Consider the following 19283-nt stretch of genomic DNA (forward strand, 5'->3'; position numbering starts at 1 on the left):
ATCACTGCTCCATCAACTCCGGGTCCATCACCGGCATCTTCGGTGTACCCGGTGGCGTGATCTTCAGCAGCGCCGCGAGGTGCCCGCCATCAAGGAAGGTCAATTGGCCACCCTTGACGTTGCTGTTGCTTTGCTTGAATTGCTCGCTGCGCAGCACGCTGCCGTTGCCGTCGAGCTGGTTGACCCAGAAGTTGGCCTCCACCGCGATGAAGCGGCCTTCGGCGATGCTCAGGTTGCCTTCGATGGGGAAGTGGCCGAACTGCTCTTCGCCCTCGCCCAGGGCGATGCGGCTGGGTTCGCTGCCGACCTGCTGCTGCCAGGCCTTGTGCATCAGCACGGTGTAGTCGGCGGTGGCTTGCAGGCGGGTGGTTTCATCGTCCAGCCCCAGTGGGCGTTCGGCGGCCTTGTCCAGGCGCGGCGCACCGGCGCTCCAGTCTTCGGGGGCGAACGGGCTGGTGAAGGCGGGGACGCTGTTTTGCCGCACCAGGATCATTTCTACCTGATACAGGCCTTCGGCGAAGGCGGCTGGCGCGAACAGCGCCAGCAGCAGGGTCAGGCAACGGATGGCACGCATGGATCTTCCTTAGGCAGACTGTGGGGTCAGGCGCTCGAACAGCGCCTCAAGGGTGTTGAAACGTTCGTCGGGGCGTTCCATCGGTACCAGGAAGCGGAACTGGGTGGCGCCTTCGAACTTGTAGCGTTTGGGCTGGCCCTGGATCAGCTTGATCAGGGTCAGCGGGTCGACCGGTGTCTCGGCCTCGAACTCAAGCTTGCCGCCGTTGGGGCCAGCATCGACTTTCTTGATGCCGAGCTTTTCCGCCTGCAGCTTGAGCGAGGTCAGGCGCATCAAGTTTTTGGTTGGCTCCGGCAGCAGGCCGAAGCGGTCGATCATCTCGACTTGCAAGTCCTTGAGGCCTTCTTCGTCGGCGGCCGAGGCGATGCGCTTGTAAAGGATCAGGCGTGCATGCACATCGGGCAGGTAGCCCTCGGGGATCAGGGCCGGCAGGCGCAGGTTGATCTCCGGGCCGCCACCCAGTGGCTGTTCGAGGTTTGGCTGGGCACCCTTGCGGATGGCCTTGACCGCCCGTTCGAGCATTTCCATGTAGAGGGTGAAACCGACCGCCTGGATCTGCCCGCTTTGGCCTTCGCCCAGCAGTTCACCAGCGCCGCGGATTTCCAGGTCGTTGGTGGCCAGCACGAAGCCTGCCCCCAAGTCCTGGGTGTTGGCGATGGCTTCCAGGCGCTTCTCGGCGTCGCTGCTGACCTTTTGTCGCGCTGGCGTCAGCAGGTAGGCGTAGGCCTGGTGGTGGCTGCGGCCGACCCGGCCACGCAGTTGGTGCAACTGGGCAAGGCCGAACTTGTCGGCGCGCTCGATGACAATGGTGTTGGCGCTTGGCACGTCGATGCCGGTCTCGATGATGGTCGAGGCGATCAGCACATTGAAGCGCTTGTGGTAGAAGTCGCTCATCACCTGTTCCAGCTCGCGCTCGCGCATCTGGCCGTGGCCGATGCCGATACGCGCTTCCGGGACCAGTTCGGCAAGGTCTGCAGCACACTTCTCGATGGTTTTCACGTCGTTGTGCAGGTAATACACCTGGCCACCGCGCAGCAGTTCACGCAGCAGGGCTTCTTTGACCGTGCTGTTGTTGTGTTCCATGACGAAGGTGCGCACCGACAGGCGTCGGGCGGGCGGTGTGGCGATGATCGACAGGTCGCGCATGCCGGCCACGGCCATGTTCAGGGTGCGCGGAATCGGCGTGGCGGTCAGGGTGAGAATGTCTACCTCGCTGCGCAGGGCTTTGAGCTGTTCCTTCTGGCGTACGCCAAAGCGGTGCTCTTCGTCGATCACTACCAGGCCCAGGTCCTTGAAGCGCACATCGTCCTGCAGCAGCTTGTGGGTGCCGATGAGGATGTCGATTTTGCCCTCGGCCAGGTCCGCCGCCGCGCTGGCGACTTCCTTGGCCGATTTGAAACGGCTCATCACTTCGACGGTTACCGGCCAGTCGGCGAAGCGGTCGCGGAAGCTGTTGTAGTGCTGTTGGGCCAGCAGGGTAGTGGGCACCAGCACCGCCACCTGGCGGCCGCTGTGCACGGCGATGAAGGCCGCGCGCATGGCCACTTCGGTCTTGCCGAAGCCCACGTCGCCGCACACCAGGCGGTCCATCGGCTTGGCCGCCAGCATGTCGGCGCGCACGGCTTCGATGGCGTTCTGCTGGTCGGGGGTTTCTTCGAAGGGGAACCCGGCACTGAAGGTGGCGTAGTCGGCAGCAGGGTCGGCAAAGGCATAGCCCTTGCGCGCGGCGCGGCGGGCATAGATGTCGAGCAGTTCGGCGGCGACATCGCGCACTTGTTCGGCGGCCTTACGCTTGGCCTTCTGCCAGGCCTCCGAGCCGAGCCGGTGCAGCGGCGCCAGGGCGTCATCGCTGCCGGTGTAGCGGGCGATCAGGTGCAGGTTGGCCACCGGCACGTACAGCTTGGCGCCCTCGGCGTATTCCAGGGTGAGGAACTCGGCGGCCTGGCCGTCGATTTCCAGGGTAGCCAGGCCCAGGTAGCGGCCCACACCATGGTCGATGTGCACCACCGGTGCGCCTTCGCGCAGTTCGGTGAGGTTCTTGATCACCGCATCGTTGGCGGTCTCGCCGCGCTTGTCGCGCCGCCGGCGCTGCATCACGCGCTGGCCGAACAGCGGGCTCTCGGCGATCAGGGCCAGGGCCGGGTCGTCCAGCACCAGGCCTTCGTCAAGCGGGGCAATGGTGATCGCCAGCCGCTCGGAGCCGGTGATGAAGTCGGTCCAGCCTTCGACGGTGTGCGGGCGCAGTTTCAGGCGTTCGAGCAGTTCCAGCAGCACTTCGCGACGGCCCGCAGACTCGGCGGTAAACAGTACGCGGCCAGGGAACTGGTCAAGGAAGCTGGACAGCGCCGCCAGTGGCTGGTTGGCCTTGGCCTCGATGGCAAGTTCGGGCAGGGCGCGTGCCGGGAAGCGTTCACGGCCGGCGCCAGCCTCGACGTCTTCGGCGCTGACGACCACCCGCGGCCATTGCTTGAGCCGGGCGAAACAGTCTTCCACCGGCAGGAACAGCTCGGCAGGCGGCAGCAGCGGGCGGCTCAGGTCGCCACGGCGGTCTTCGTAGCGCCCGCGCACGTCGTTCCAGAAGTGCTCGGCGGCCTGCTCGACGCCCGGCAGGGAAAACACCTGGGTGTCGCTGGGCAGGTAGTCGAACAGCGTCGAGGTGTCTTCGAAGAACAGCGGCAGGTAGTACTCGATGCCGGCGGGAATGATGCCGCTGGCCAGGTCCTGGAAGATCGCGCTGCGGCGGAAGTCGACGTCAAAGCGTTCGCGGAAGCGCGCCTTGAAGCGGGTCACTTCCTCTTTTTGCATCGGAAATTCGCGCGCCGGCAGCAGGCGCACCGAGTCGACCTTGTCGATCGAGCGCTGGGTCTCGGGGTCGAAGGTGCGCAGCGTCTCGATTTCGTCATCGAACAAGTCGATGCGGTAGGGCAGCTTGCTGCCCATGGGGTACAGGTCGATCAGCGCGCCGCGCACGGCGAATTCGCCATGTTCATAAACGGTGTCGACGCAGCGGTAGCCGCTGGCTTCGAGGCGCGTGCGCATTTGCTCGACGTCGATGGTCTGGCCGATGTCCAGCACCAGGCTGCTGCCCAGCAGGAAGCGGGTCGGCGCCAGGCGGTGCAGGGCGGTGGTGATCGGCACGACGAGAATGCCGTGGCTCAGCTCCGGCAGCCGGTACAGGCTGGCAATGCGCTGGGAGATGATGTCCTGGTGCGGCGAGAACAGGTCGTAGGGCAGGGTTTCCCAGTCGGGGAAGGGCAGCACCGGCAGGTCTGGGGCAAAGAAGCGCAGCTCCTGTTCCAGACGGTCGGCGGCCTGGCTGTCGGCGGTCAGCAGCAGGGTAAAGCGGCCAGCGCTGCTGGCGGCTTCGGCAATGGCAAGGCTGAGGGCGGCACCGGGCAGGTTGCCCCAGGTTTGTTTGCCGGCCGTGGCCGACAGTTGCGGTAGGCGCAGAACTGACACGGGAGATTGCACTCCAAGCGTTGCGGCAAAGACACCGATTGTACCGGTGCCGGTGCCTGCTGTCAGGCTCCAAAGGCCATGAACACTGGCTCTGGCTGCCGCGACAGGCGCTCATTGCCCGTTCCGCGTTGGGGCGTCATAATGTAGCCCCTTTTTTCTGTCCCTACATGTGGAAGGTTCCCGTGACTCAGAAGCCCGACCAGTGTCTTGGTGAGTGGATTGATCGTGAAGCATTGGCTGAAGCGATGATCCCGCTTATCGGTCAGCTCTACCGCAACAACAACGTGGTGAGCTCGATTTATGGCCGCAGCCTGATCAACCGTTCGGTTATCTCGATCCTCAAAGCCCACCGCTTTGCGCGTCATCGTCAGACCGACGAGACCGAACTGTCTGTCCACGAGACGTTCCCTCTGCTCAAGGCCATGAGCGAGCTGAAACTGGGCGCCGCTTCGGTTGACCTGGGCAAGCTGGCCAACAAGTTCAAGCAGGAAGGCAACGGCCGCAGCGCCGAGCAGTTCGTGCGTGAAGAGCTGGCTGACGTAGTTGGCCAACAGAACGCTTCGGCCCGTAAAGGCACCGACGTCGTCCTGTACGGTTTCGGCCGCATCGGCCGCTTGCTGGCGCGCATCCTGATCGAGAAGACCGGTGGTGGCGACGGCCTGCGCCTGCGTGCCATCGTCGTGCGCAAAGGCGCCGAGAACGACCTGGTCAAGCGTGCCAGCCTGCTGCGCCGTGACTCGGTGCACGGCCCGTTCGATGGCACCATCACCATCGACGAAGCCAACAACACCATCACCGCCAATGGCAACCTGATCCAGGTTATCTACGCCAAGAACCCGAGCGAAGTCGACTACACCCAGTACGGCATCGACAACGCGCTGATCGTCGATAACACCGGTGTATGGCGTGACGCCGACGGCCTGGGCCAGCACCTGGCCTGCCCGGGCGCTGCCCGCGTGATCCTCACCGCACCTGGCAAGGGCGCGCTGAAGAACATCGTGCACGGCATCAACCACGGTGAAATCACCGCCGATGACAAGATCATCTCGGCTGCTTCCTGCACCACCAACGCCATCGTGCCAGTGCTGAAGGCTGTCAACGACAAGTACGGCATCGTCAACGGCCACGTCGAAACCGTTCACTCGTTCACCAACGACCAGAACCTGATCGACAACTTCCACAAGGGCAGCCGCCGTGGCCGTGCCGCGCCGCTGAACATGGTTATCACCGAGACCGGTGCCGCCACTGCAGCCGCCAAGGCACTGCCCGTGCTGAAGGGCAAGCTGACCGGCAACGCGATTCGCGTACCGACGCCGAACGTCTCGATGGCTATCCTGAACCTGAACCTGGAAAAGCCCACCACCCGCGAAGAGATCAACGAGTACCTGCGCCAGACGGCCATGCACTCGGAGCTGCACAAGCAGATCGACTTCGTCAGCTCGCAGGAAGTGGTTTCGACCGACTTCGTCGGCTCGCGCCACGCCGGTGTGGTTGACGCAGAGGCGACCATCGCCAACGACAACCGCGTTGTGCTGTACGTTTGGTACGACAACGAATTCGGTTACAGCTGCCAGGTGGTTCGTGTGATGGAAGACATGGCCGGTGTGAACCCGCCAGCGTTTCCACGCTGATTCGCTTGTAAGGCAATGAAAAAACGGGAACCTTCGGGTTCCCGTTTTTTTTGCCTAGCATTTATGTTGTCTCTACTGGCCTCTTCGCGGGTAAACCCGCTCCCACAGGTTCGCCTGCGTCCTTGAGGGCGGTGCAATACCTTGTGGGAGCGGGTTTACCCGCGAAGAGGCCAGTATCGGCGACCGAGAGCCCGAATTTGCGCACAGCCCTCCTGTTCATCCTGATGCTCCTCACCGCCTGCAATCAGGGCCCGACCCTGGAACGCCTGGGCGGCCCGACCATGGGCAGCAGCTACAGCATCCAGTACGTCCGCGCCCCCGGTGGCCCGGCCCCAGCCCAGGTGCAGGCTGAAGTCGAAGCCATCCTCCAGGGTATCGACCAGCACTATTCCACCTACCGCAGCGATTCCACTGTCAGCCAGTTCAACCAGCTGCCGGCCAATCAATGCCTTGCTTTGCCATCAGACATGCTCGACCTGGTCCGCTTCGGCCAGCAGTTGGCGGCGCAAAGTGCCGGCGCCTTCGACCTCACTGTCGAGCCGCTACTCGACCTCTGGGGCTTCGGCCCTCAGGCCCGCCACGAGCAGGTGCCCGACCCGCGAGCCCTGGCCCAGGCCCGCCTGCGCGTGGGCTACCAGCACCTGCGCATCGAAGGCCAGGCATTGTGCAAGGATGCCCCGGTGGAGCTGGATTTCAACAGCATCGCCGCCGGCCACGCCGTCGACCTGATCGCTCAGCGCCTGCAGGCCATGGGCATCAGCAGTTTCATCGCCGAAGCCACCGGCGAGCTCAAGGCGGTTGGCCGCAAACCCGATGGCAGCCCGTGGCGCATCGCCCTCGAGCTGCCCCGTGAAGACCGCCAGATCGCCCGCCAAGTCATCCCGGTGGATGGCCTTTCGGTATCGACCTCGGGTGACTATCGCCACTATTTCGAGCAGAATGGCCGGCGCTATTCGCACACCTTCGATGCCCGTCTCGGGCGCCCGGTCGCGCACGACCTGGCTGCGGCCACTGTGCTCGACGCCTCGGCGCTGAAGGCTGACGGGTTCTCGACCCTGCTGCTGATTCTCGGCCCCGAGCGCGGCTGGGATTTCGCCGTCAGCCATAACCTTGCCGCCGTATTGGTGACTCGGGCCGAGGGTGGCTTCGTCTCCCGAGCGACCCCAGCGTTTGCGCGGGCAATGAAAGGCGAGTGAAAGCGCAAGGATGGATGATCGCCAGGGAATCGGTGAACCACATGTAGTGCAGGCAAAATTGGCCTACGACGCGACCAAGGGTTAATGTGCGCGGCGTTCACGCTTGATTAGACTGCAACCGAATTTTCTCATGGCGCCCCGGCGACATGATCGCGCCCCGCGAGCCACCGTGACTCGCGGGCCAGTTCTGAAGGAGTACGCATGGCTGTCTACAACTACGACGTAGTGGTGCTGGGTTCCGGCCCGGCCGGAGAAGGCGCGGCAATGAACGCCGCCAAAGCAGGGCGCAAGGTGGCGATGGTCGACAGCCGTCGCCAGGTCGGCGGCAACTGCACCCACTTGGGCACCATCCCGTCCAAGGCACTGCGTCACTCGGTGCGGCAGATCATGCAGTTCAACACCAACCCGATGTTCCGCGCCATCGGCGAGCCGCGCTGGTTCTCCTTCCCGGACGTGCTCAAGAGCGCCGAAAAGGTCATTGCCAAGCAGGTCGCTTCGCGCACCGGCTACTACGCTCGCAACCGTGTCGACCTGTTCTTCGGCACCGGCAGCTTCGCCGACGAGCAGACCATCGAAGTGGTCTGCCCCAACGGTGTGGTCGAAAAGCTCAACGCCAAGCAGATCATCATCGCCACCGGCTCGCGCCCGTATCGCCCGGCCGACATCGACTTCCACCACCCGCGCGTCTATGACAGCGACACCATCCTCAGCCTCAGCCACACCCCGCGCAAACTGATCGTTTACGGCGCCGGCGTGATCGGTTGCGAATACGCCTCGATCTTCAGCGGCCTGGGTGTGCTGGTCGAGCTGGTCGATAACCGTGGCCAGTTGCTGAGCTTCCTGGATTCGGAAATTTCCCAGGCGCTGAGCTACCACTTCAGCAACAACAACATCACCGTGCGCCACAACGAGGAGTACGACCGGGTCGAAGGCTTGGACAACGGTGTGATCCTGCACCTGAAGTCGGGCAAGAAGATCAAGGCCGACGCCTTGCTGTGGTGCAACGGCCGTACCGGCAACACCGACAAGCTGGGCCTGGAAAACATCGGCATCAAGGTCAATAGCCGCGGCCAGATCGAGGTCGACGAGGCCTACCGCACCACCGTGTCGAACATCTACGGTGCCGGTGACGTGATCGGCTGGCCGAGCCTGGCCAGTGCCGCCCATGACCAGGGCCGTTCGGCAGCGGGCAGCATCGTCGACAATGGCAGCTGGCGCTTCGTCAATGACGTGCCGACCGGTATCTACACCATTCCGGAGATCAGCTCGATCGGCAAGAACGAGCAGGAACTGACCCAGGCCAAAGTGCCGTACGAAGTGGGCAAGGCCTTCTTCAAGGGCATGGCCCGCGCGCAGATCGCCGGCGAGCCACAGGGCATGCTGAAGATCCTGTTCCACCGCGAAACCCTGGAAATCCTCGGCGTGCACTGCTTCGGCTACCAGGCTTCGGAAATCGTCCACATCGGCCAGGCGATCATGAACCAGCCGGGCGAGCTGAATAACCTGAAGTACTTCGTCAACACCACGTTCAACTACCCGACCATGGCCGAAGCCTATCGGGTAGCTGCCTACGACGGCCTGAACCGGCTTTTTTAAGCGGCTCCGACCGGTGGCCTGAGCCGGTCGGGGATACCGATTTCAGCCCTACCCGAGGGTGGTCTTGGCCAAACCGGGAAAGTCTGTAATCAGGCTGTCCACGCCAAAATCAGCGAGCCGGCGCATCAGTGCCGGTTCGTTGACTGTCCACACCGACACATGCAACCCCTGGCCCTGGGCTTTGAGCAGGCGCTCTGGGGTGCACAGTGTCCAGTTCAAGGCCAGCAACTCGCAGCCGTAGTTTTGCGCGACCTTCAGTGGGTCGAGCCAGGCGTATTCGGCCACCAGCCCGCGAGACACGTCGGGTACCAGCTCTTGTGCGGCGCCTAGCACGTCGCGTGAGCTCGAGGTGATGGTGACCTTGTCCAGCAGGCCGTACTGCTGGGCCAGTTCACGAATGGCCAGCACCGTGGTGGCGGCGCGGGTGCGCGAGGCACTCTTGACCTCCAGCTGCCAATGCTCGAAGGCGCATTTTTCGAAGAGTTCTTCCAGTTTCGGGATAGGGCAGGGCTGCACATGGCCTGGGCCGCCTTTGCGTGCGTCGTAGGTGACCAGGTCGGCTGCCGGGTGCTCGACCACCTTGCCGCGTCGGCCGGTGGTGCGCTTGAGCGTCGAGTCGTGGATCACCATCAGTTCGTTGTCGGCCGACAGGTGCAGGTCCAGTTCACAGCGATTGACGCCGTGGGACAGGCACTGGCGGAAGCTGTTCAGGGTGTTCTCGGGCGCTTCGCCCTTGGCGCCGCGATGGCCGTAGATCAGGGTCACGTTCGTTCCTTCAATTCAAGGGGAAGAGGCTCAGGAGGCAGGGTCATTCTGCTCCAGCTGCTGGCGCCGTTGTTGTTGCTGGCGCTGCAGGATGTATCGGGCCAGCAGTTGGCGCTGGGCGTCGGTCATGTCGATGAATTCGGTGCCGACCTCAAAGCCGCCGTCAGGGCGTGGGTCGCAGTGGGTGACCTTGCCGCGCAGCAGTAGGCCGTGGGCGCGGGGCATCAGCACCATCTTCACCTTCACGCGGGTGTCGGGGGCGATGGCCTGGGCTTGGGTGAACTCGATGCCGCCTTCGGAGATGACCACTGCCTGCGGCTGGCCGACCTCACCGATGAGGGTTTGCGCGACCACGGCGCTGAGCAGGTCGAGGCGTTTGCTTTGCGCGCGCAAAAACGCCGCCAGAGTGCGGTCCTTGTCACTCAGCTGGCGCAGCAGGTGCTGGGCTTCGAAGTCGGACAGGTGCAGCTCGCTGAGCAGGTTGAACAGCGGCGAATCATCCTGCAACACTTCTGGGTCAAGGGCTTCAGCCGCGCTCAAGGGGTTGATTTGAAGTGCGATCCGATCTGCGATGCGGTAGTATTCGCGGCGATCTTCTTCGTCTAATGTCGTCATGGCGAACCCATGGTAGCGGCGGTGGTCCGAGTGTAAAGCCGCCGTAAGCGCCCCGCCACAAGGACGTTCCCTTTCATCCGAACAAGCCCCGACATGTTCAGACCTCTTTTCGCATTCATCGGCACGCGTTATACCCGTGCCAAACGTCGCAATCACTTCGTCTCGTTCATTTCCCTGACCTCGATGATCGGCCTCGCCCTGGGCGTGGTGGTCATGATCGTGGTGCTCTCGGTCATGAACGGTTTCGACCACGAGATGCGTACCCGCGTGCTCGGCATGATTCCCCATGCCACGCTCGAGAGCGGCCAGCCGCTTGACGACTGGCCTGCGCTTGCCCAACAAGTAAAGCAGAATCCGCAGGTGGTGGCGGTAGCGCCCTTCACCCAGATGCAGGGCCTGCTGACCCATGAAGGCAAGGTGCAGAAGGTGCTGCTCAATGGCATCGACCCGGCCCGCGAGCGCGAGGTGTCGATCATCGACAACTTCGTCCAGCAAGGCCGTCTCGACCAGTTGGCACCGGGCGAGTGGGGCATCATGATCGGCGACAAGGCTGCCGCCAAGCTGGGTGTGGCCATCGGCGACAAGCTGACCTTCGTCGCCCCCGAGGTCAGCGTGACCCCGGCCGGCATGTTCCCGCGCATGAAGCGCTTTACCGTGGTTGGTACCTTCCACGTGGGCGCCGGCGAAATCGACGGTTACCTGGGCCTGACCAACATCAGCGACCTGTCCCGCCTGCACCGCTGGAAACCGAACCAGGTGCAAGGCCTGCGGCTGAAGTTCGACGACCTGTTCCAGGCGCCGCGCGTGGCCTGGTCTATCGCCCAGCAGCTGGGCGAGCAGGAGTTCTACAGCCGTGACTGGACCCGCACCCATGGCAACCTTTACCAGGCGATCCGCATGGAAAAGGCCATGATCGGCCTGCTGTTGCTGCTGATCGTGGCGGTGGCGGCGTTCAACATCATTTCTACCCTGGTGATGGTGGTTAATGACAAGCGCGGCGACATCGCGATCCTGCGCACCCTCGGCGCCACGCCTGGGCAGATCATGGCCATCTTCATGGTGCAAGGTACGGTGATCGGGGTGATTGGCACCTTGATCGGCGCCGGCGTCGGCATTCTTGCCGCGCTCAACGTGAGTGCGGCGATTGCCGGCATCGAGAAGCTGATCGGGCACAAGTTCCTCAACGCCGACGTGTATTTCATTGATTACCTGCCGTCGCAGATCATGGCCAATGACGTGTACATGGTCTGTGCCGCGGCACTGGTCCTGAGTTTCTTCGCCACCCTGTATCCGGCCTGGCGTGCGGCCCGCACCCAGCCTGCAGAGGCGCTACGTTATGAGTGAGTCGCGCATGAGTGATAAAGCCGTTCTGAGTTGCCGCAACCTGGGCAAGTCCTACGACGAGGGCCCGGAGTCGGTGCAGGTGCTGTCTGGCTTGCAGCTGGAGCTGCACCCGGGTGAACGCGTGGCCATCGTCGGCAGCTCGGGCTCTGGCAAGAGCACCTTGCTCAACCTGCTTGGCGGCCTCGACACGCCTACCCAGGGCAGTGTCTGGCTGGCGGGCGAGGAGCTGTCGGCCCTGGGTGAGCGCGCGCGTGGCCTGTTGCGCAACCGGGCACTGGGTTTCGTCTACCAGTTCCACCACCTGCTGCCTGAGTTCACCGCCATGGAGAACGTGTGCATGCCGCTGTTGATCGGCCGCACCGCCATCCCTGAGGCGCGTGAGCGCGCCGAGGCCCTGCTCAAGCGCGTCGGCCTTGGCCACCGCCTGCACCACAAGCCTGCTGAGTTGTCCGGCGGTGAGCGCCAGCGTGTGGCGATCGCCCGCGCCTTGGTCAACCGCCCGGGCCTGGTGATGCTCGACGAGCCGACCGGCAACCTCGACCACCATACCGCCCAGGGCATCCAGGAACTGATGCAGGAGCTGTCTAGCGCTTCGCGTACCGCGTTCCTGGTGGTGACCCACGACCTCAACCTGGCGCGCCAGATGGACCGTGTGTTGAAACTCGACGACGGTCACCTGGTGGCGATCTGAGCCGCTTGCACGGGGTGGCCTGAGCCGCCCCGCAACTCTTTCATTGGGTGTTTTACATGTTCAGACCCTTGCCCTTGTTCATTGGTGCTCGCTACACCCGTGCCAAGCGCCGCAACCATTTCATCTCGTTCATCTCGATGACCTCGATGATCGGCCTGTCGCTGGGCGTGCTGGCGATGATCGTGGTGCTGTCGGTAATGAACGGCTTCCAGCGCGAGATGAGCTCGCGCATCCTCGGCCTGGTGCCCCATGCCAGTATCCTTGGCGTGCAGCCGCTGGATGACTGGCGCACCGTCGCCGATGCCGCGCTGAAGGACCCGGCGGTGATGGCCGCGGCGCCAATCACCGAAATGGAAGGCATGCTCTCTTACAAGGGCGCGATGCAGCCGATCCAGGTCAGCGGCATCGACCCGGCAGAGGAAGGCAAGGTTTCCATTGTCGGCCAGCATATTGTCCAGGGCCGCCTGCAGGACCTTAAGCCAGGTGAGTTTGGCGTGGTGCTCGGTGAACTGAGCGCGCGGCGTTTTCGCTTGAACACGGGCGACAAGCTGACCCTGATCGTGCCGGAAATCAGCAAGGCGCCGGGTGGCATCACCCCGCGCATGCAGCGCCTGACCGTGGTCGGTATCTTCAAAGTCGGCGCAGAGCTGGATGGCTCGCAGGCGTACATTCACGTCGCCGATGCGGGCGAAATGCAGCGTTGGGCGCCGGGCCAGGTACAAGGCGTGCGGCTCAAGCTGCATGACCTGTATGCGGCGCCGCAGGTGTCCAAAGCCATCGCGTCCGGCCTGGGCGATGCCTACCGTGCCGATGACTGGTCGCACACCCAGGGCAGCTTGTTCAGCGCCATGAAGATGGAAAAGACCATGATCGGCCTGCTGCTGATGATGATCATCGCAGTGGCGGCGTTCAACATCATTGCCACGCTGGTGATGGTGGTGAACGACAAAGGGCCGGATATCGCCATCCTGCGCACCCTGGGTGCCACGCCTGCGCAGATCATGGGTACGTTCATGGTCCAGGGCAGCTTGATCGGTATTGTCGGGACCTTGATCGGCGGTGTGCTGGGGGTGATTGCCGCGTTCAACGTCAGCCAGATCGTTGGCTGGCTGGAGCGGGTCAGCGGCCAGCATATCTTCACGTCGGACGTGTACTTCATCAGCAGCCTGCCGTCGGAACTGCAGTGGGGCGATGTGGTGATCATCTGTGCGGCGGGGTTGGTGATGAGCTTCTTGGCGACCATTTACCCGGCGTATCGGGCATCCCAGGTGCAGCCGGCGATTGGCCTGGCGGTTTGAAACGCTGATTCGCGTTCATTGTAGGAGCAGCCTCGTGCTGCGAAGAGGCCGGTGCAGGCAAAGCAGATTGCTGCAGCCTGCACCGGCCTCTTCGCAGCACAAGGCTGCTCCTACACGCCGATGCAGGAGCTGCAGTTCTATTGATTGCCAGGTAACTCGATCACAAACCGCGTCCAGCCACCCTCGCACTCTGCCCGAATACGCCCACCATGTGCCTGCACGATCGACCGGGTGATCGCCAGCCCTAACCCGGCGTGCTCCGTGCTGCCTTCGCGCCGCGCCGGGTCCACCCGGTAGAACCGGTCAAACAAGCGGGGCAATACAGCCGGTGCGATTGCCGCCCCGGTATTGGCCACGCAAACCCGTAACCCAGGCTCCAGCGTCACGCGTACCTGCCCACCGGGTGGGGTGAAGCGCAAGGCATTGTCGAGCAGGTTCGACAATGCGCGGCGCAGCATGGGGCGGTCCCCCTGCAACAGCAGCTGGCCTTCGCGCAGCAGCGTCACGTCGCGGTCCTCGGCCAGCGGCGCGTAGTACTCCAGCAATGCATCGACATCTTCATGCAGTGCCAGCGTTGCTTGGCCAGGCACCAGCAGGCCATGGTCGGCCTTGGCCAGGTACAGCATGTCGTTGATCATCTGCGCCATCCACTGCAGCTCCTCCAGGTTGCCATGCAAGGCCTCGCGGTACTCCTCAAGGCTGCGCGGGCGGGTGAGGGTGACCTGGGTGTGGGTCAGTAGGTTGGACAGTGGTGTGCGCAGTTCGTGGGCGATGTCGGCGGAGAATGCCGACAAGCGCTGGAAGGCATCGTCCAGGCGCTGCAGCATGGCGTTCACGGTGGTGGCCAGTTCGGCCAGCTCTTCCGGCATCTGCGCCACTGGCAGGCGGGTGGTCAGCGAGCGGGCCGACACGCTGGCCGCAACCTGGCCCATCTGCCGCAGCGGCCTCAGCCCCCGGCGTACGGCCCAGGCACCGAGCAAGGCGGTGGCCAGGGCCGAGAGGCCGACCGTTAGCCAGATCAGGCGCTGCATGCCCTGCAGGAAGTGCTGATGGTGGGTGATGTCGAGGTACAGGGTCAGCTGCGCAGACTGCGGGTCGGCCGGGTTCAGGGGCATGGCCAGGCTGCGGTAGTCGGCGCCGTCGGTGTGCAGAGTGGCAAGCCCAGAGGGTGGCGTGGTGTCGGGCAATTGCGTGCGGCTGTCGAACCACGGCCTACCGTCATGGCCGCTGATGCGCAGGGCCAAGTCGGCCTGGTGGCTGAGTTCATCGCGCAGGGCGGGGAGGCGGGCGCCCAGTTCGGCGGGCCCGACGACGCCGGCCAGCTGCGTGCGAAACAGCGACAGGCGAGATTCCAGCAACTGTTGGTCGAGTTCGATGAAGTGCTGCTCGCTGGCACGGCTGAACAGCACGCCAGCCCCCAGCGAAACGGCAGCGGTGCAGGCCGCGAACAGCAGCGCCAGGCGGCTGCCGAGGGAAAGTCGGCGCATCAATCCTGACGCTCCTCCAGCACATAGCCCATGCCCCGCACGGTGTGGATCAGCTTGCTGGTGTGCGGGTCGTCGATTTTCAGGCGCAGGCGGCGGATGGCCACTTCGATGACGTTGGTGTCACTGTCGAAATTCATGTCCCAGACCTGCGAGGCAATCAGCGATTTGGGCAGCACCTCGCCCTGGCGCCGCAGCAGTAATTCGAGCAGGGCGAACTCTTTGGCGGTCAGGTCGATGCGCTGGCCGGCGCGCTCGGCGCGGCGGCGGATCAGGTCCAGGCGCAGGTCGGCCAGGCTCAAGGTGGTGTCCTGGCTCGGGCTGGCGCCACGGCGCAGCAGGCTGCGTACACGGGCCAGCAGTTCGGAAAAGGCAAACGGCTTGACCAGGTAATCGTCGGCGCCCAGCTCCAGGCCGTGCACACGGTCTTCTACCGCATCGCGGGCGGTCAGGAACAGCACGGGGGTGTCCAGGCCGGCCTGGCGCACTGCGTGCAAAATCTGCCAGCCGTCGCGGCCTGGCAGCATCACGTCGAGGATCAGCAAGTCATGGTCGCCGGTCAGTGCCAGGTGTTGGCCTGTTTCGCCATCGGCCGCCAGTTCGGTGGCGAAGCCTGCCTCGCTGAGGCCCTGGCTCAGGTACTGGCCGGTGCGGGCCTGGTCTTCAACGATCAACAGTTTCATGCAGTGTCCACAGTTCTGGAGGGGGCGCAGCGTCTACCGGGAAATGATACGTGACGATGTCGGCGCTCGCCCAAACTGACAAAGTTGTAATCTTCCCGTCAGGTAGCCGCCAGCCCCACCTGATTAAGGTGTTCTCATCACGTTGTGTATTTTGGAGTCATCATGAAACGCCTGTTCATCGCCGCCGCCCTTGCCGTGGCAAGCCTGCCCACGTTTGCGGGCAGTGCTGACAGTTTCGCCTTTGGCGAGCCTGCCCCGGCTGGCAAGGCCACCCGTACGGTCGAGGTGGTGCTCAAGGACATTGCCTTCGAACCGAAAAGCCTGGAGGTCAAGGCGGGCGAGACAGTGCGCTTCGTGCTGATCAATGAGGGCAAGCTGCCCCACGAATTCAACCTGGGCGACAAGGCCATGCATGCCGAGCACCAGAAAGAAATGATTGCGATGCAAGGCAAGCTGTTCACCGCAGGCATGAACCATGAAGGCATGGACCACGGCCAGATGAACCACGGCGAAGGCCACGGCCACGGCGGGGGCAACACCGTGCTGGTACCGCCTGGCCAGCGTGCCGAACTGACTTGGACGTTCCGCAAGTCGGCACCCATCGAGTTTGCCTGCAACGTACCTGGGCATTACCAGGCGGGGATGGTCGGGCCATTGACCATCGAGTGACATCAGGCCCAAGGCGGGGCGCAAAAACGGTAGACTAGGGGCATTTCGAACCTTCAGGTCAGTTTCCATGCATCCCGCCGCCGAACACTCCCCGCTGGGCAAGTCCAGCGAATACATCGCTACCTACTCCCCTGAGCTGCTGTTCCCGATCCCGCGTACCGCCAAGTGGGCCGAGCTGGGCGTTACTGCCCAGACCCTGCCGTGGCAGGGCGTGGATTATTGGAACTGCTTCGAGCTGTCGTGGCTGCTGCCGTCGGGCAAGCCGGTGGTGGCGATCGGCGAGTTCGCCATTCCTGCAGACTCGCCGAATATCATCGAGTCCAAGTCGTTCAAGTTGTACCTGAACTCGCTGAACCAAACGGTTTTTGCCTCGATTGGCGAGCTGCAGGCCTGCCTGGAGAAGGACTTGTCTGCGGCGGCTGGCAAGCCGGTCGGCGTCAAGGTTCGCACGTTGGCCGAGGTGGAGGCTCAGGGCGTTGTGGCATTGCCGGGGCAGTGCATCGATGCGCTGGATGTGGCCACCAGCAACTATGAGCAGCCGCAGCCGGAGTTGCTGCGTTGCGATGCGCAGCGTGTGGTTGAAGAGACCCTGCACAGCCATTTGCTCAAGTCCAACTGCCCGGTTACCGGCCAGCCGGATTGGGGCAGCGTGGTGGTCGAGTACAAGGGCAGGGCGCTGGACCCTGCCAGCCTGCTGACTTACCTGATCAGCTTCCGGCAGCATGCCGACTTCCATGAGCAGTGCGTGGAGCGGATTTACCTGGACTTGAAGAACCTGCTGCAGCCGGAGCATTTGACGGTGTATGCACGGTATGTGCGCCGGGGTGGGCTGGATATCAACCCGTACCGCAGCATGGGGGCGATCAGCCCAGTGAATGGGCGGTTGGTTCGGCAGTAAAATTATCGCCATTGGGGGCGCTTCGCGCCCCATTCGCGGGCAAGCCCGCTCCCACAGGCTTTAGCGCAGTCCTTAGACCGCGCTGTCCTGTAGGAGCGGGCTTGCCCGCGAAAGGGGTGCGAAGCGCCCCCAGCTATTCAGATACCCATGCTGTGCAATGAGTTGAAAATATTGCGCAGGGTAGCGGCTAAATCTGGGTGGTCGAGCTCAAAACGATCGATCGCCAGATTGACCCCGTCTACCAGATTGTTGTCAGGTGTGGCTTCCTCAAGCTTCAGCTGCGCTTCAATTTGTCTGGCTTCCTCATGCAGCGCTGCCAGCTCCTCTTCCGAAAGCGGCACGTTACGGTCCAGTTGCTCGCGCAAGCTGTTCAGTCGCTCTTGCAATTCGCGGGCAGGCATTGGCTTTTCTCCATCAATGGCTTGGCAAGCCATGGACCTCAGCGAAGCGGCAAAGGTTCTGGCCTGCTTTCAATGTAATCCACTCGCAGCCGCTTTGCATGATCCGCGTCAAAGGTGCTGTATCAGGGTTTTTCGCCCTTGCGCCGACGCTGGGCGATGTCCTGCAGGCAGGTGTCCAGGGCTTCGAGGTGATCGATCACCGAGTGTACGCCCAGGCTGAACAGCGCGAGGGTGGCCTTGCCACGGGCCAGGTCTTGTTCCTGTTGGCTCATGGCTTGCCAATGCCGGGAGCTGAGGTCGCAGTGCGGGCTGCAGGCCGCCAGGCCCACGGTCCACAAGCCGGCGTTTAGGCCCGATTGCAGCAGCGCAGGGTCACCGCTAACCAGTACGCAGCCATCCAGGCGCGCGCTTTCCAGTGCCATCAGCGCCTGCCAGCAGGCGTTTGGCGCGGGCCAGCGCACGCCGTTGACCGCGTGCCCCGGCAGCCAGTCGGGCAGCACAGTGGCCAGGCGTTTGCCCTGTGTGGCAGTCAGGTCGTCCAGCCAGATGCAGGGCACCTGGCGCTGGCGCAGGCTGGTGAGCGTTGCCAGGGCGCCGGGCGCGGGCAGGGGGTTGCCGTTAGCACCCTGGACCAGGCAGCCACGCAGGCCAAACAGCACAGCAGTGAAGGCGGACGCATCGTGCATGGCAACTTCCCTGAAATAGTCCGCAGGCTAGGCCGCTATTGTTACCAGCCGATGACGAGGCAACATACGTTCACAAAATCTTGAGCAAAAATGTGTAATGCTGGTGATCAGCCCGCAAGCCCTTATACTTGCGCCTTATCAGCAGCACGCCCGGTGCGGCTGCGGCCAAGAAATTCGATGGAGAGACATCTATGCGTAGGATCGGTGCCGGTGTGATCGAACGAGTCACCCAGGCCTGTGTCTGCGCCAGCTTGTTGCTGGCGCCCGTGGCGGCCACCCAAGCGGCCACCGAGGAAGACCCTTGGGAGGCGGTCAACCGCCCGATCTTCAGGTTCAACGATACGGTCGACACCTATGCCCTCAAGCCATTGGCCAAGGGCTACCAGGCAGTGACGCCGCAGTTCCTCGAAGATGGCATCCATAACATCTTCCGCAACCTGGGCGATGTCACCAACCTGGCCAACGACATTCTGCAGCTCAAACCGCATGCGGCGGGCGTGGACACGGCGCGGCTGATCGTCAACACCACCTTTGGCCTGGGTGGCTTCTTCGACGTCGGCACCAAGATGGGCCTGCAGCGCAACGACGAAGATTTCGGCCAGACCTTGGGTTACTGGGGCGTGGGCAGTGGCCCTTACGTGGTTATCCCGTTGCTGGGCCCAAGCACCGTGCGTGACGGCCTAGCCAAGTACCCGGACAGCTACACCGAACCCTACCGCTACATCAACCACGTACCGACGCGTAACACGAGCCTCGCGGTTGACGTCGTCGATACCCGTGCCAGCCTGTTGTCGGCTGAGAAGCTGATGCAGGGTGACAAGTACATCTTCATTCGCAACGCCTACCTGCAGAACCGCGAGTTCAAGGTAAAGGACGGCGAAGTCGAAGATGATTTCTGATTGTTTCTGATTTAAGCCACGGGGCTGCCAAGCAGCCCCAGCGTCAATGCATCGCCAGGATGCGCAGGCCGAATTTCTGCTGCCCGTCGGGCTGGTCGGCGATCCACACCACCTCGGTGCTGGCATGCAGGCCTTTCAGCGCCTTGTGATCGGAATCGATCCTCACCTCAAGCGTATCTCCTACCTGAAAACGCTGCGGCGCCTGCACTTGCATGCCCCCGCTGGACAGGTCCAGGCACACCGCTGCAATCACCTGGCCTTGGTGCAACAGGCTGATGTCGGTGTCGATGCGCATGCGGATGAAATCGCGTTTTTCGCTGTGGCTGGAGGGTGTCTGAGGCATGCTGCATCCTTCCCTTTAGGTTGCGCGGGTCGCCTTTCTTATAACTCTCGG

The 19283-nt window shown here is 63.3% G+C and carries 18 protein-coding genes; 9 read left to right on the forward strand and 9 right to left on the reverse strand.

Going from position 1 to position 19283, the window contains the following annotated elements; translation table 11 throughout:
* Position 1: 1 nt before the first annotated feature.
* Positions 2-574 carry a CsiV family protein gene (locus GIB19_RS19585; RefSeq protein ID WP_274887722.1) on the reverse strand — a complete coding sequence of 191 codons (573 nt, stop codon included), beginning with the start codon at positions 572-574 and terminating at the stop codon, positions 2-4.
* Positions 575-583: 9 nt separating this feature from the next.
* Positions 584-4033, reverse strand: coding sequence for a transcription-repair coupling factor (mfd, locus tag GIB19_RS19590; protein WP_099430033.1), 3450 nt, complete (start codon positions 4031-4033; stop codon positions 584-586).
* A 167-nt stretch (positions 4034-4200) separates the two neighbouring features.
* Here mfd and GIB19_RS19595 point away from each other — a divergent pair, with 167 nt between their 5' ends.
* From GIB19_RS19595 to sthA, 3 genes are all read left to right on the forward strand, one after another.
* Positions 4201-5664, forward strand: coding sequence for a glyceraldehyde-3-phosphate dehydrogenase (locus GIB19_RS19595; protein WP_274887724.1), 1464 nt, complete (start codon positions 4201-4203; stop codon positions 5662-5664).
* Between the two features lie 197 nt (positions 5665-5861).
* A complete protein-coding gene (locus tag GIB19_RS19600) occupies positions 5862-6860 on the forward strand; it encodes an FAD:protein FMN transferase (protein WP_274887726.1) in 999 nt (332 codons plus the stop codon).
* Positions 6861-7061: 201 nt separating this feature from the next.
* Positions 7062-8456 (forward strand): Si-specific NAD(P)(+) transhydrogenase, encoded by a 1395-nt coding sequence (sthA, locus tag GIB19_RS19605; protein WP_027596615.1) that lies wholly within the window; start codon positions 7062-7064, stop codon positions 8454-8456.
* A 48-nt stretch (positions 8457-8504) separates the two neighbouring features.
* Here sthA and GIB19_RS19610 read toward each other — a convergent pair whose 3' ends face one another.
* Positions 8505-9221, reverse strand: coding sequence for a glycerophosphodiester phosphodiesterase (locus GIB19_RS19610; protein WP_027596614.1), 717 nt, complete (start codon positions 9219-9221; stop codon positions 8505-8507).
* A gap of 30 nt (positions 9222-9251) precedes the next feature.
* Entirely contained in the window at positions 9252-9836 is a 585-nt protein-coding gene (locus tag GIB19_RS19615) for a PilZ domain-containing protein (RefSeq protein ID WP_099430031.1), read from the reverse strand.
* 93 nt (positions 9837-9929) lie between these two features.
* Between GIB19_RS19615 and GIB19_RS19620 the strand changes: the two genes are divergently transcribed.
* The 3 genes from GIB19_RS19620 to GIB19_RS19630 are packed head-to-tail and all read left to right on the forward strand — an operon-like array spanning position 9930 to position 13169.
* Positions 9930-11180 carry a lipoprotein-releasing ABC transporter permease subunit gene (locus GIB19_RS19620; RefSeq protein ID WP_027596612.1) on the forward strand — a complete coding sequence of 417 codons (1251 nt, stop codon included), beginning with the start codon at positions 9930-9932 and terminating at the stop codon, positions 11178-11180.
* Positions 11181-11187: 7 nt separating this feature from the next.
* Positions 11188-11871 (forward strand): lipoprotein-releasing ABC transporter ATP-binding protein LolD, encoded by a 684-nt coding sequence (gene lolD, locus GIB19_RS19625; protein WP_172960376.1) that lies wholly within the window; start codon positions 11188-11190, stop codon positions 11869-11871.
* Positions 11872-11927: 56 nt separating this feature from the next.
* A complete protein-coding gene (locus GIB19_RS19630; RefSeq protein ID WP_274887728.1) occupies positions 11928-13169 on the forward strand; it encodes a lipoprotein-releasing ABC transporter permease subunit in 1242 nt (413 codons plus the stop codon).
* 137 nt (positions 13170-13306) lie between these two features.
* Here the strand turns inward: GIB19_RS19630 and GIB19_RS19635 are convergent, their stop codons facing one another.
* Positions 13307-14659: a heavy metal sensor histidine kinase gene (locus tag GIB19_RS19635; RefSeq protein WP_274887729.1), complete on the reverse strand. Its 1353-nt coding sequence runs from the start codon at positions 14657-14659 to the stop codon at positions 13307-13309.
* Positions 14656-15336: a two-component system response regulator CinR gene (gene cinR, locus GIB19_RS19640; RefSeq protein WP_238216307.1), complete on the reverse strand. Its 681-nt coding sequence runs from the start codon at positions 15334-15336 to the stop codon at positions 14656-14658. The genes GIB19_RS19635 and cinR overlap by 4 nt, the downstream gene beginning before the upstream one ends.
* 162 nt (positions 15337-15498) lie before the next feature.
* On the opposite strand from cinR, the gene GIB19_RS19645 reads away from it, so the two are divergent.
* Together GIB19_RS19645 and queF are read left to right on the forward strand one after the other, a co-directional pair.
* Positions 15499-16005, forward strand: coding sequence for a cupredoxin domain-containing protein (locus GIB19_RS19645; RefSeq protein WP_027596607.1), 507 nt, complete (start codon positions 15499-15501; stop codon positions 16003-16005).
* Between the two features lie 67 nt (positions 16006-16072).
* Complete coding sequence (queF, locus tag GIB19_RS19650; protein WP_274887730.1) at positions 16073-16903, forward strand: NADPH-dependent 7-cyano-7-deazaguanine reductase QueF; 831 nt, start codon at positions 16073-16075, stop codon at positions 16901-16903.
* Positions 16904-17040: 137 nt separating this feature from the next.
* On the opposite strand, the gene GIB19_RS19655 is transcribed toward queF, so the two are convergent.
* Together GIB19_RS19655 and GIB19_RS19660 are read right to left on the reverse strand one after the other, a co-directional pair.
* Positions 17041-17304 carry a DUF4404 family protein gene (locus GIB19_RS19655; protein ID WP_274887731.1) on the reverse strand — a complete coding sequence of 88 codons (264 nt, stop codon included), beginning with the start codon at positions 17302-17304 and terminating at the stop codon, positions 17041-17043.
* 122 nt (positions 17305-17426) lie between these two features.
* Positions 17427-17990, reverse strand: coding sequence for a phosphonoacetaldehyde phosphonohydrolase-related protein (locus tag GIB19_RS19660; protein ID WP_265970347.1), 564 nt, complete (start codon positions 17988-17990; stop codon positions 17427-17429).
* Positions 17991-18181: 191 nt separating this feature from the next.
* Here GIB19_RS19660 and GIB19_RS19665 point away from each other — a divergent pair, with 191 nt between their 5' ends.
* Positions 18182-18889 carry an MlaA family lipoprotein gene (locus tag GIB19_RS19665; protein ID WP_027596604.1) on the forward strand — a complete coding sequence of 236 codons (708 nt, stop codon included), beginning with the start codon at positions 18182-18184 and terminating at the stop codon, positions 18887-18889.
* Positions 18890-18932: 43 nt separating this feature from the next.
* Here GIB19_RS19665 and GIB19_RS19670 read toward each other — a convergent pair whose 3' ends face one another.
* Positions 18933-19232: a PilZ domain-containing protein gene (locus GIB19_RS19670; protein ID WP_099430026.1), complete on the reverse strand. Its 300-nt coding sequence runs from the start codon at positions 19230-19232 to the stop codon at positions 18933-18935.
* Between the last annotated feature and the right edge of the window lie 51 nt (positions 19233-19283).

Source organism: Pseudomonas sp. ITEM 17296 (genome assembly GCF_028895205.1).
Classification (GTDB): Bacteria; Pseudomonadota; Gammaproteobacteria; order Pseudomonadales; family Pseudomonadaceae; genus Aquipseudomonas; species Aquipseudomonas kermanshahensis.